Raw genomic sequence first — 13,095 nt, 5'->3', positions numbered from 1 at the left:
CAGCCTAAAGCATTGCAGGCACAACCTGATCTGGCGGGCGATGACCGTCTTCGAAGGTCTTGATGTTGATAATGACTTTCTCACCCATCTCGATCCGACCCTCAAGCGTAGCCGAGCCCATATGAGGCAGCAGCACCACATTCGGCAATTGCCGGAGGCGTGGGTTCACATCCGTGCCCTGTTCATAAACATCCAGACCAGCGCCCGCGATCTCACCGGCGCGGATCATGCGTGTCAGGGCGTTCTCATCGACGACTTCACCGCGTGATGTATTCACGATCACGGCCGTGGGTTTCATCAATTTCAAACGCCGCGCATTCATCAAATGAAAGGTCGAAGGGGTCGACGGGCAGTTGATCGAGATGACGTCCATCCGCGCCACCATCTGATCAAGACTATCCCAGTAGGTCGCCTCCAGTTCCTGTTCAATCTCGGGGCGCAACCGGCGGCGGTTGTGATAGTGAACCTGCATTCCAAACGCGCTGGCACGTCGCGCAACGGCCTGCCCTATCCGGCCCATACCAAGAACACCCAAGCGGCGACCACCGACCCGGCCACCCAGCAAGGCCGTCGGGGCCCAACCGGCCCAATCGCCCTTTTGCATCACACCTAACCCCTCGGGGATACGTCGTGTAACCGCCAGGATCAGAGCCATAGTCATATCTGCAGTATCGTCAGTCAGTACTCCTGGTGTGTTCGAGACAAGGATCCCGCGCTGCCTCGCCGTCGCCACATCAATATTGTCGACACCGGCACCATAATTGGCGATCAGTCGCAATTTCTCACCAGCCTGCCCCAGGATACCGCCATCAATTGTATCGGTTATCGTCGGAACCAGCACATCTGCTGTGTTCACTGCCGCCACCAGCTCTTCGCGAGTCATGGGATCGTCGGTGTCACGCAGTTTTACATCGAAAAGCTCGCTTAGCCGTGTTTCCACCGCTTCGGGCAACCGTCGCGTAACGACAACACTCAGACGTTCTCTTGGCACCTTGACCCTCCTACCGCTTTGCAAACTGCCGCGCGCCATGGCATCGTGGCGCAGGATTACACGGGGCACAAGAACCCCTTGGGCATCGTCTCAACCTTTTTTGCATACGATCCACAGGCATAAGAGCAGACAGGCAGTGAGTGCTAGTTTTTCAGTGAACCGCCATTTTGTGGTGTTGATATCGGTTTTCCTGCTCGTGCTCGGCGCAGTGGCCGTGTCCGCGCAGGAAAAACGCGGTCCAGTGACGAATCTACCGCTTCCGCGATATGTCTCGATGAAAGCCGCCGAGGGTAATGTCCGTCGCGGCCCTTCGCTGACTCACCGAATCGATTGGGTGTTCAAACGGCGTGGCATGCCGCTGCAGATCACGGCCGAATATGGAAATTGGCGCAAAGTTCAGGATCGCGACGGTGCCGGGGGTTGGGTGCATTACGCGCTGCTTTCAGGTGTGCGGACAGTCCTTATCGAAGCCGACTTGCTGCCGGTTTACGCGATGCCCGATCCCAAGTCGCAGGTGAACGCGCATTTTGAAACCGGCGTCGTCGCCCGGCTTGAAAAGTGCTCACCCGATTGGTGCCGCATCTCGGCAGGCGGCTATCGGGGCTGGACCCTGAAAAGCAATCTTTGGGGGGTCGACCCCGCCGAGATTCGGGAATGACGTGCGTGCGCGACAGCGCCGACTGAGCTACTCCGCGCCTGCAGCGCTGCCGCGTTTGGCCAGTTCCTGATCCAACAACAGCAGGTTCCATCGGTCCCCGCTGGCCGCCTTGGCCTTGTCCAGGATCGATGTGAACAGGTCTTCTTCCTCTATCTGTTCGGCCAGGAACCAGTTCAGCATATTCTGTGTGCTGTATTCTTTGACCTCATGCGCCAGCTCAAACAACGCGTTGATCTGGCCCGTCACGGTTTGCTCCTGCGCCAGCGCCTGCTCCAGTACATCAACGGGTGATTCATAGTCCGTTTGCGGTTTTGCGATGCCGTCGAGATTTACCCTCCCACCCCGCTTGGCGATAAAGTCGAATATACGCATTGCATGGGTTTCCTCTTCGGCAGAATGCCCCCGAAACCAACTGGCAAATCCAGGCAGATCCTGCGCCTCAAAATAAGCCGACATCGCCAAGTAGGTGTACGAAGCGTGGAGCTCATTGTTGATCTGCTTATTCAATGCTTCTGCAACTTGCGGGTTCAGTTTCATTGCTCGCTCCTTTTTCGTGCTGGTTAGCGGACTTCATCTAGCTAGGTCCGAAGCCAAAGACATTCAACTGATAAAGGTAATTTTTATCGCTATTAATCAATAATTTAATCCAATTCTTGTGCTATTGAAACGCAGTCGCAGGAACGAGCGTTGTGGCGCATTGCGGATTGTATCTCGCGACCGCAAAACCAAGGATTGCCAGTTGGATTTTCGTTTTAGAGATCTAGCTTCGCCTCAAACAATCGCCTGACCCCTACTCGACCATCCCGACGATCCAACCGCCATCAAACTAAATTGCATATCCACATCAAAATTGTCCAAAAAAGCCCTTGAACCCTGAAAGCAACAGTCGTAGATAGCCGCTCACCGTTGGGGTGTAGCCAAGTGGTAAGGCAGCGGTTTTTGGTACCGTGTATCGTAGGTTCGAATCCTACCACCCCAGCCATTTTAATTCCATGCGAATTACCCATAAGCGTGCAAATTACACTCGGTTCGTGCAAATCGATGTCAATAAGTTTGTCTACTCACACTGTATCGAAGATTTACCACCATCTGTGCATTTCTATTGAAAGCGCAGAACACTAGTTTTCCTCAGAAAATTGCTGCTGACTTTTTGTATCGAGCCTCGGGTGGTTGATGCAAAGGCCGCTTCTAGGGTTCGCTCCAGATTTGTTGGTTCCGTTCCCAGATCTTCTCGCCAATCAGGCAGTCATAGTCTGAGGGTGCGATGTATTGCGCCTTCATAGCCTCTCCTATTGCTGGCGCTGACCCAATTTCCAGAACCAATTTTCGCCGTACGGCCTCCGCAAAGCCTTGCCAGTCAAGCACCGGGATTACGAATGAACCAGGTCCGCCCGTCACACAGTTCTGGTAGTAGACATCAAGATCGTCGAGGTGCCACTGACTCCCCATACCTTCACGGGTCATCAGCGGTAACCCATTTATGGTGATCGACTTCGACAATACCGCCTCACGGGCTTGCAAAACCGGGCGACCCTGATTGTTAGGCCCGTCGCCAGATACGTCGATAACTTTACGCAGACCTTCGAATTCGTTCCCTTCGATCATCCTTGCCCCGAAGATCAGGGCCTCAGAGATTGAAGTGCGGCGCAAGGCGGGATCGAAGCGCGTGGTCAGAACACCCGCAAACTCATTCAGATCAGCGCGCGTTTCTAACAGCATCCAGTCGACAATAACGTCTTGTGTTCCCGCCCACTCGACGTATGTCAAAGCCACCCTTTGCAAAGGGCCCGACTGAACAGCGGCGAAAACTTCATCCGACATCAAGGCTGCGGCGTAACCCTGCCGCTGAATCTCGAGTTCTCGCTCAGTCATCGACCTTGAAACATCGACAAGAAGGGCCAGTTCCAGATCGACTTCAATTTTCTCAGACGCGACAGGAGTTGCCGAGAGAGAGGCAATTGCGACAATTGTCAGGAGCAAGTTACGTAGCATCAGTAATCGGATGGCGCGATGCGCTGTTAAGTCAAGCTTCAAGTGGTTGATCAAGTTTTTGTGGACAAATAACTCTACAACACGACGGCTTGGTTCAATCGTTGAGGATACGAATGTCACTTAAGCGGAGTTACTAGTATCAGCCCAAACCGGACATTCAGACGAATGTTATCGGCCTTGGAGCAAAGTTATTGTCCAATCGGGCCGACCAGAACCGTTTTTGAATGAGGCTATTGTGCGACAGCTCTATCCTTGTCGTCTGTGCTCGCTGGTTGCGTTTTCAGGAGGATCTAGTCTGGCAACATCCAATAGATCGTGATCTACTTAGAGTGGATTGATTCAAAGGATATTGCCATGAAAATTGAGCTTCAAATAGAGACTGGGGGAACCGCCCCTTCAGGAATAAGTATCAAAGAGCTTGAAGTAGATATTCAGGCTCAGTTGGATCGGCTTGCGTCAGAAACCGGAGCTGGGCCTGCTGAAGAAAGACGAGAATCCGCCCCCCAAAATGCCCAGGGTATCGATCAAATCATTGCCTGGTCGTTGGAGCTTTTGCAGGATCCCAAGATGGCAAAAGCTTACGCTTCAGCAACAATTTTTGCAATTAATCAAATTCTTAAGTCACGCGGCGTGCCAGAGAAGAACGACCAAGGTGGCGAGGAGAAAGAAGGTTTCAAAGCTACGGTCAAAGTCCTGGGAAAAGAACTAAAGCTACCGGTTGCGACGGCCGCTATCGGTAAACTTTTGGAAGATGTTTTTGGTGAATAGATGGATATTCGAGGTATTTTTGTCGGGAATTGGATTAATGGCGCTCCTGTCGGTCCAAGCCCACAACGAGTAATTGGGCTCTTAGACAGGTGGGGAAAGCTAACAGCGCCCGGACAGATGTTCGAACTGCGCGATGTTGACGGCGCTTCGAACGGCCCAAGAGTCAGGAAGGATAACCCGACCTGGGGCCAGATTGTAGAAGACTTGTCCGAACTGACAAACGTAACACCGGAAACGACAGTCGTCTTTTATTACGTTGGCCACAGCGTTCCTAGTGGTGCCCATAGTCTTGCGCTTCACTTTGCTCGACCAAAAGGAGAAGATGCACAGCAAGTGCCTATTTCAGCTGTAGTTCAAGAACTTAGCCGACACGGAATAAAGAGTTTGGTCTTAGTAATTGACGCCTGTCACTCCGGTCGATTGGCATCAGACCCAGCTTTGAATGGGGTCGACTACTACTTGGTCTCGGCAACAGGTTTCAACTACACATATAATGCAGCGTTTTCGGATTCATTGCTCCGAGTCATGGAGAGAAAACACAGCAAGGGTGATCAGAGAGTTGATCGACGCAAAGGTGGGATAACGTGGCGAAAAATCGTAGCCCGTACTCGCTCAACTATGCTTCAATCAGGGGTTGTTGACAGTGATCTGCCACGGGAGAATGAAGCTGACAAGTTGGGTGATCAGGTCCTTCACGAAGTGCCTCTGAATGTTCCTACAAGCTTCATAGAATACAATGGAGGGCGAACACTTTATGGCAGGTTACGCAAGGTATTGAGCTACTTCGAGGAAGACGATCTTAGGATCGAGCAGATAACATCGCGCTGCCGATCCGACGACCTTTTTCTTATCCAAAAAGCCTCAGATGATCAAAGCGCCCGCTACGTTGGAAGTGATAGGATAAAGACCTATTTGGGGTTTATGGAAAAGTTGTCTTGGTTGTCTGAAAGTGCTGGCCGTTTCAGTATTACCGGCCGTGGACGCGATGCCTTGACGGGCGCGTTTAATTTAATTCTCCTTGAAGACATAGAGACCAAAGTGCTTCCAAGTGGTTTAACTCTTTCAGAGCTCGATGACATTATTAGCGAACTTCTCGAGAACTTAATACCAACCTCTCCTGCTAGAATTGCGGAAGAGGCTAGAGGGCGAGGCCACGATTTTGAGCTGTCTGATGTTGTTAGATTCGGCCTTCAGATCCTACCAGCAACTAGTCGATATCTAGGGGCGACAGCAGACAGTCTTTTTCCAGGAGATCGATAAGTTAGGTTCAATTTGCGCTCCCAGTTTTGAGCAATGAACCTTCCCGTATGAAGGTCGCATTAGCATTTCGCGGTTAAATGGCTAAACGTTGCAAAGCTCGCTTTCTGCGTAGCGGTGCAATTGGGTCATCGCGCAGCATCGGTCAAAGTGGGCTCAGTGTGGCCATTCTCCGCAGCAAGCATGATTGGCCGGTGGCAGCCGAGACAGTGTGAAAACTCTGACCGTCTGTCAGAGTACGCCGAAAACGCTCTCTAACCTGCGTTCTCGTCGAGCTCGCTGCCATCGCCAGGGTTGGTGCACATTAAGCTCGACGAGCAATGCGTTATTTCGCGGGTCTGGCGGGAGTTACTTGGGAGCGAATAATTGCAACGACACCCAGCTAGTTGGCAGTCTCGCAGGCAGCAATATCAATAAATCCATCAGGCGGGTTTTGATTTTCTGGCAGAGCAATTAAGTCGATTTCACCCGGCTTCGAAGTTTTGTCTCCAAACAAAGTCGTCTGAGTAGGCTTTGCAGCCTTTGTCCTGCGGCCAAAAAGCCTGTGATCGGGCCATTCTCTGTCTAAGGCGTACGCCGTTGTCTCCAGAGTGAACTGACGTGCATCTGTCCTAACGGCTATCACCGCATCATCGCGGCAGCACTCTGACAGACCTGCAAAGACATGATCGATCAGCGACGCGTACTTATCCCGGTTGCCATAACGCTGTGCTTGGTTCCAGTCAGGCAAAGCAGGACCACCCAGCGCCCATAACCTGATCCAGTTGTCGTACTGATAGTTGGTTATGCCAAGGTAAGGAGGCGAAGTCAGAACAAGTGATGCCAGTTCGCTGTCGTAAGCACCCAAACCCTTTCGAGCGTCGCCAAAGTATATTTTTGCACGAGCATCAGTTTCGACGAAACCCTTAGCATATCTCCATTCGGACCTCGACTTAAGGAACGAGGCAGGATCAATTTCAGGAGGGCGCATACCTCGGCTCTTCCACCATCTAACTGCGTAGTCTGGCGACATCGATTTACTCTGCCGCATCTGGTTTGATAAACCTCCGCCAACCTTTGCGTGCAAGTAAACGAGCATGATGGCTGCGATGGTTCGATCAACTTTAGACGTGCGCCATTTCAAGTTTCGTCGCGCACTGTTGATGAAGCCAAGCACCTCGCGGCACCATGCCCAATCTTGAAACTCATTTTCTGGGATTAGATCATCGGCTTGTCGCAAATCCCTAACTTCGTCGATACGTTTAAGGACCCGTCCCAACTGTTTTGCTGGCTGTGTTTTAGTCGCAGCATACAACCAACCTACTGGGTTCAACTCGCAGCCGAAGGAGTTTCGCCCAAGCGTTTTTGAAACATAGTTCGTAGTGCCACGACCGCAGAAGGGATCGATGACCATCTCTCCCCTACTGCTGTATTGCTCGACTATCTGCCGCGCAAAATTGACAGGAAACATAGCATAGTAAGGCCCGAAACCCGCCCAGCGGCCTTCTGGTGTGCCCAACTTCCAACTGTCTATCTGTCCATCAAGCATCTTCGTTAAACAGGCTCTTTAAGATTTCGCCTCCCAACTTCAGAGGTACTGCTGCGTGAGAATGCGCACGCACTATCGGAACGAAACCTCCTTCGAACAAGTAGGTGGAGAGCTTATCAACTATTGCTAACGTCTCAGGAAGCCGAGGATATGCCGTGAGATCAGTATTGGACAAGTCGTCTGCCTCAGCGGTAGTCATTGGTGTGTTGACCACCATCTTTTGTCCAGTCTGGCTCTTATAAAGTACCATTCTACCGAAATAGGTGTCCTTGCCCCACTCTTTAGCATCCGGCGGTCTATAAACGATATTGCGGTGGATGTAGTCGATGCTGGGCAGCAGTGTTGTCTGTTCTGGGTATCTCCGACCCGGTCCACTTGTTTCGTCGAAGTCCAATTGTTCAAAGTGTTCTACGAATTGACCAGTTTTGATCAGTGAAAACAAAAGCAGCTCTCTTCCCGTTCGCCTCTTACATTCTTCGCTAATGCGGCGAAGTTCGTCCTTCACGCGCGGAGCGACCGATGCAAACTGCCCAAAAGCGGCAAGCGGCCCGTCAAAGACGAAGGCGATCTCTGGCAAAATTCGAACCGCGGAGTCCGATGTAAGAAAATAACGCAGAACATTCAAAAGAAGAATAATCTCTAGAAACCGCATCACCTCACCATGCGGCTCTCCATTTGGTCCTGTTTCATTGAAGCGTTCGTGAAAACGAAGTTGATCAGTACTGAGGATCGCTTTTGCTTTCTCGCAAGTGCAGCCGGTTTGTCCGGTACTGGGCTGCAACATGTTGCCGCAACTCTCGAAATGAGGGCACTTGTAGGATGTTGTCCGACCGGACATCAGGTGTTCATAAGTTTCGAGCAGTGTCTCGTGTTTTGTGTCTGCCACTTTCCCTTGAAGTGCCTCGAACACTGACGTTCTGAAATAGTCTTTCGGTGGCAATCCATCTTCACGCACTACATTTCGCCCCGGCAAGACTGCTTGCAAAGTTTGTGCTGTATCCATTTCGTTAAAGGCGCGGGGAGGAATAATTTTTGTTGGCACGTTGGTTTCTAGTTTGCGCAAATCAATGTAGACCAGCGCGATCTGCACCAAACTTGCTTCCGCACCCGGATAGCCATGCTTCAAAACCTCTGTCACGAGCGAACCATCGATTGCTATGACGCGATTTATTTCACTATGCGTTTTCGGCACATCTGTTGGCTGAATTGAGACTGTGTTGCGTGTCTCGGGAACTCGAATTTTACCGGTGAACTCTTGAAACAGTGAACTCTGTTGCAAGGAGATTAGAGATTCCCCGGTTGCGCGTTGGTTTTCGTAGGGCAAATCGTCAACCTCCGGAAACTGAGAATAGGTCGATTTGCACGGGGATCGTAAACGGGTTCGATAGTGTCCGCATTCGAACGAAACCTGGGTCTGTTATCGATTTGATTTGATGAGCATAGTCTTCAAAGTCGTAAAACTTTGACAGTGCGCGCACTTCGTCCGAGTTATTTAAGTGGGCGACAAACCAGTTGTCAGTGTTTTTTAGGATCGCGGGCATCACAGAAGATGGTTCCTGAGTGGCTAACACCATTCCAATTCGGTACTTTGAGCCTTCCTTGGCTGTTCGTGCCCATATCGTTTTAAGCTCATCTTTTCCGCCAGCGGCCGGAAGCAAGTTGTGCGCTTCTTCAAGGTACACCATCACCGGAGGAGGCGGAGTAATTTCACCGTCTTGACCGCGCTCAGGCTCGACGAAATCTGCTTTCTGGCGATTGAATATTTCCCAAAGGATACGTTCGGCGGCATTTACATTTTGCTCTGGGTCACCCGTTGACTGGTCAAAGATTACGAGCTTACCCGAACGGAGGTCTGCCACAACTTCGGCAGCATAGTCTTGGGTAGCAGATGGCGAATGCTGGCGCTCCGCGCTTCTAAACTGACGCACGCCATTTGGATACAAGTATATTTGGAGGATATTGCGAAGTGCATCGTCAGCCCATGCACGACCATCATGTGACTGGCGATAACTGTTTTCGAAAGCAACGTACCCACTATTACGTTCTTCGATGAACTTAAGAAGACCTTTACATGCCTCAACAAAAGCATCCCATGATGGGCGTTCTTGTCCAAGAATTTCTGCTGCTGTTGAAATCTGACCTTGCACTTCTTCTTCACAACCATTGTTCGCCATTGCGTTTCTAAGATCGCGACTAAAAAGGTTTCTGATGTACGGCCCGGTAGTGGGTGCCGCAAACCCGGCGGCATGCAGAGTTGACCTGTACACCTCCACCAGCCGACGGAAACGGGTTTGGTCACCGCGTGACTCTAGAGAAGGGGGCACTTCGATGACTGTGTCGCGGAAAGCCTTGATGTAATTCCGATCATCGCGTGCCAGTTCAGTATCAATTATTGCCTTGCCGACGATAAGTTGATCCAATTCTTGGGCAACCAAAGAGTGGTTGTCCCATCGGCTTAGGTTACCGCCGAAGAAATTGATTTTTACGATTTTTCGGTGTGGGTCATTCGGATGTTCGTTTAGACCATAGGTGGCGATTTCTTGTTCTCGTAGCGCGCCGGGAACTTGTTCATAAATGGACTTAACTGATCCGCCATCTTGCACGTTTTCGTTAGCGTATTCACCGTTAGGGTCGAAAATCAGTTGTCCGACACGAGCTGATCCAGATTGCTTACGAAGCAAGTAAACTGCTTTTGCAGTAATCTTCATCGCGTTCGATTTACCACCGCGGCTCATCCCGCCGTAAAAAGTGCGCCTAGATACGAAATCTGTGGGATCAACTTCCACAGGTACGTTGTCCAAGCTTTCGTCTTTATTGATTTCACTGGCAGCAAAGCGCACACGCCCAACTCTCAATCGTCCAGCATCACCGAACTCACTTGAACCGACATTTTTTTGAAAGTTGACGATTTTCGACAGCAGGTTGCCAACAGGTTTGTAAACTTTCATTCCGCGGCCAGAGTAGTAGTTCACGAGGTCTGCCCCAAAAGCGAACTTATACTCCCCGTTGGAATCTTGTTTCATGCGGAAGGTTCCTAAAACCCTGCATCTGTAACCACCAAAAGATAGATTGTTTTTGGTCCAATCATCCACCCTTGTAGGATGATCCCATGTTTCTTCACTATCTGTTGCCCGCATCCCCGCTTGGAACCTGTAGTCTTCCATCTGGCGGGCGTTAGGAAGCTGGCAATCACCAATGATCCGTAACAAAACCAAGCAAGTTTCTTCGTCTTCAGCAGGCAATTCAGCGTTTGGGTCGAGGTTCATGCGGCTCGCTACGAGAAAGGAACCATGCGGTAGTCCTCGGACTTTTTGGCGTGCATAGTCGTGCACCAATACATCCGCGTCTTGATAGTTGATCCGTAAGAGCTCACCGATGTTTAGATCGGAGTCGAGGAATGCTGCAAGCCGACGACCTGCATCGGTTGATCGGTTAGCTTCTGCGTCTTGTGTGATATTGGAGAGTAGATCGTTGGGGCTCATTCAAATACCTTCTGGCGCCCTTGGCACTAGATTAAGTGCTAGGAGTGCAACGTGGGACAATAGATAGTCTCAACACTAACTTGAAACATCGGGCATTAGAATACGTTGAATGCAGTTTTTGGTTGTTCGGTAGGCTAAACCATCTCCGGTGTTGGCGAAACAAAACGAAGGCCAAGATAGAACCCTTCGTCAACATCTACCAATGGCGGCTTGTTCAAATGGCGTATCTACCATTGCTCCGAATAACGATGACGAAGTGTTGCTAGCGAGACTTTGCAAAGTCCGCTTTCTGCGCACTACGCTCTAACAAGTAAACTCACTGAACGCCGGATTATTACTCATTTCGTCGACGATTTGGCTCCAGCCAACCATCTTGATGCAGTAAAGCTTCGACATCCTCGCGCAGAAAGAGCGGTCCATAGTCCTCGCCGTTTGGCGCAAACCTATTCAGTTTCTTTAGCAAAAACCTCCTATAGTGACCAAAGTCGTCTCTAATTGTCTTCGAAGTCACGAAGCGTTTGTGAAACTCCTCAATGTCTCCGATTGAGGCATAGATCCAGTCACCACCGTATTTTGGATGCGGCCTACGAGTTGCTGGTGTATGGCCGGCAGAAGAAAGCCTTTCAAACCATCCCTGAGTACGTATTCCAACCGAACGACCAAACGCAGCCGCAGTCGTCATTGGACCGCCTGTGCGCTCTACCTCTTCGGTCTTCATCGCGTCGATTTCTTCTTTCAGAACGCAAAAAGCGGTGTAGCCTTCAAGATCCACCCGCCGTCCTAGTTGGAGTTTCTGCACTCGCACCTGCTTGATGATAGCGGCTAAACTCAGATTAGTGCGGTTTTTAGCGTCTTGAATCCGCTCCCAGCTCTCGTCAATTGCTTCGATTGACATCGCGAGCTCGTGGAGTTCATCAACCAATGCGACACCATCTGAAATGCGCCAAGGTGACTTTACTTTTGCGTTGGGAATCCGTCGCACTAGGATTTCACTTTGAGCCAGCGATGCAAACTCTCCTTTTGTTGCACCCATTGCTTGTTGCATGGCGATTGGGCCGACCAGCTTCGGTATTTCAGCCAACAATTCAGAATATTTTGCGGCTTCAAAAGTCTTGCGGGCCGCAGGCCTGTCGTCGTCAGAACCAATTGCGCCAGCGTGAACCAGAAATTGCTCAATTAGCGATTGCCCGATGCCTGTTTCTTGAGAAGCCGTAATGATTGAATGTAGTTTCCGTTCCGGTTGCACTATCCCCAATACGGTTTCTCCGGCAGCAACTGGCCAGTGGCGGATGATGCAGTCCCGCAATAATTTTCGGAATGGGGCGAAGTCAACTTTTTCCAAGTGCGCTTGACCAAAATCAACAAACATACGGCCAAAGGCCTTCTGTGGCCCGGCTTTGGCAGCCTCTGCAAGCTTGGCAAGCTGATCTAAAGCGCCATTGATCTTGGCCTCTCCTTGGCTTGCTGCCTGAAACCCAAGAGCGCGGGCCCTCCGCAGCTGCGCAAACTGGTCCAAGTCAGATGAGGCTTCCAACCGTAAGAGCTCTGTCCCAAGAAGCGTGCAGAATGTTGTTGCGGCATAAAGAGTATGGCCGGACAGCCACGTGTCGTCGGCTCCGGTTCGCAGTCGTGAATCGAGCCAATGATCGTAGGGCGATATCTCGACTCGAGGCCGCTCCAACCGGCGTTCTTGGATATCATCCAAAATCGCCGATAAACGAGACGAAAAGTCATATCTTTCTGTTAGGGAATTCCGTTCCCAAAGCTCTACCAACGGGTGTGAGTGCTTGATGCAAAGATCAACTTTCCGAAACTGCCAATCCCCACGCATCGTCATATGAGCAAGAGGTTTAATTTGTTCAATCTCAGCGTCTTCACGTAAACAATGCGGGCAGCCTCGGATTACCGGATTTCTAAGTGAACGAGACCCGAGGACTTCATCCCGAAAAACCATCCTAACGTCACCGGCAACTTTTCCAGTCCATGAAACGAGTTCTTCGACCTCAGCTCCCGTCAACCCGCTGCAAGTGGTCAAGTAGTCCAAAGCAACTTCATCCAGCTGAACTATCTTCTTGAGTGAAAAACCCATGTCCAAGGCGAAGTTAGATGCTCTCACACCATTTATTGCTGCCATACGTGACAGAAACGATGGGATCGTTTCTCTGAATTTTGGTTCGACGCGAAGGGGAAGAGGCTTGGACACCATGTGCAATCGTTTGCTGCGGCTTGGATCAGTATCGCCTGTATGATCAAGCTCCTTTACTAAGTCCACCGCTGTTCTGATATTCGCGAAGGAGATCCTTTCGTGATTTTTTTGCCAATCCTTTGGCACTTGTTCTCTGTAATCCATTCATCCGTCCACTCTGCCACTTCGTTGGGCCTTGGAACGACCTTCACTAAGTGCGCTTGAACAACAGCT

10 protein-coding genes and 1 tRNA gene are annotated in these 13,095 nt (G+C 50.7%); 4 read left to right on the top strand and 7 right to left on the bottom strand.

Going from position 1 to position 13,095, the window contains the following annotated elements; genetic code table 11:
- Positions 1-4: 4 nt before the first annotated feature.
- Positions 5-991 carry a 2-hydroxyacid dehydrogenase gene (locus ACR0KC_RS12460; RefSeq protein WP_170392503.1) on the bottom strand — a complete coding sequence of 329 codons (987 nt, stop codon included), beginning with the start codon at positions 989-991 and terminating at the stop codon, positions 5-7.
- A 169-nt stretch (positions 992-1,160) separates the two neighbouring features.
- On the opposite strand from ACR0KC_RS12460, the gene ACR0KC_RS12455 reads away from it, so the two are divergent.
- On the top strand, positions 1,161-1,649 hold the full coding sequence (locus ACR0KC_RS12455) for an SH3 domain-containing protein (protein WP_480706986.1): 489 nt from the start codon (positions 1,161-1,163) through the stop codon (positions 1,647-1,649).
- 27 nt (positions 1,650-1,676) lie between these two features.
- On the opposite strand, the gene ACR0KC_RS12450 is transcribed toward ACR0KC_RS12455, so the two are convergent.
- Positions 1,677-2,186, bottom strand: coding sequence for a ferritin (locus tag ACR0KC_RS12450; protein ID WP_170401952.1), 510 nt, complete (start codon positions 2,184-2,186; stop codon positions 1,677-1,679).
- 370 nt (positions 2,187-2,556) lie between these two features.
- Between ACR0KC_RS12450 and ACR0KC_RS12445 the strand changes: the two genes are divergently transcribed.
- A tRNA-Gln gene (locus ACR0KC_RS12445) sits at positions 2,557-2,631 on the top strand.
- A gap of 206 nt (positions 2,632-2,837) precedes the next feature.
- Here ACR0KC_RS12445 and ACR0KC_RS12440 read toward each other — a convergent pair.
- Positions 2,838-3,641 carry a DUF1194 domain-containing protein gene (locus ACR0KC_RS12440; protein ID WP_480791132.1) on the bottom strand — a complete coding sequence of 268 codons (804 nt, stop codon included), beginning with the start codon at positions 3,639-3,641 and terminating at the stop codon, positions 2,838-2,840.
- A gap of 354 nt (positions 3,642-3,995) precedes the next feature.
- Here ACR0KC_RS12440 and ACR0KC_RS12435 point away from each other — a divergent pair, with 354 nt between their 5' ends.
- Together ACR0KC_RS12435 and ACR0KC_RS12430 are read left to right on the top strand one after the other, a co-directional pair.
- Positions 3,996-4,409 (top strand): hypothetical protein, encoded by a 414-nt coding sequence (locus ACR0KC_RS12435; protein WP_480791131.1) that lies wholly within the window; start codon positions 3,996-3,998, stop codon positions 4,407-4,409.
- Positions 4,410-5,669 carry a hypothetical protein gene (locus ACR0KC_RS12430; protein WP_480796341.1) on the top strand — a complete coding sequence of 420 codons (1,260 nt, stop codon included), beginning with the start codon at positions 4,410-4,412 and terminating at the stop codon, positions 5,667-5,669.
- Between the two features lie 379 nt (positions 5,670-6,048).
- On the opposite strand, the gene ACR0KC_RS12425 is transcribed toward ACR0KC_RS12430, so the two are convergent.
- From ACR0KC_RS12425 to ACR0KC_RS12410, 4 genes are all read right to left on the bottom strand, one after another.
- Entirely contained in the window at positions 6,049-7,194 is a 1,146-nt protein-coding gene (locus tag ACR0KC_RS12425; protein WP_480791129.1) for a DNA methyltransferase, read from the bottom strand.
- Positions 7,187-8,518 carry a hypothetical protein gene (locus ACR0KC_RS12420; RefSeq protein WP_480791128.1) on the bottom strand — a complete coding sequence of 444 codons (1,332 nt, stop codon included), beginning with the start codon at positions 8,516-8,518 and terminating at the stop codon, positions 7,187-7,189. Before ACR0KC_RS12420 ends, ACR0KC_RS12425 begins: the two co-directional genes overlap by 8 nt.
- A gap of 4 nt (positions 8,519-8,522) precedes the next feature.
- Positions 8,523-10,676 carry an ATP-binding protein gene (locus ACR0KC_RS12415; RefSeq protein WP_480791127.1) on the bottom strand — a complete coding sequence of 718 codons (2,154 nt, stop codon included), beginning with the start codon at positions 10,674-10,676 and terminating at the stop codon, positions 8,523-8,525.
- A gap of 334 nt (positions 10,677-11,010) precedes the next feature.
- Positions 11,011-13,026: a TniQ family protein gene (locus ACR0KC_RS12410; RefSeq protein WP_480791126.1), complete on the bottom strand. Its 2,016-nt coding sequence runs from the start codon at positions 13,024-13,026 to the stop codon at positions 11,011-11,013.
- Between the last annotated feature and the right edge of the window lie 69 nt (positions 13,027-13,095).

This window comes from Ruegeria sp. CF3, from assembly GCF_056537365.1.
The sequence above is the reverse complement of the archived record's forward strand: the minus strand, read 5'-3'. Positions and strand labels throughout refer to the sequence as shown.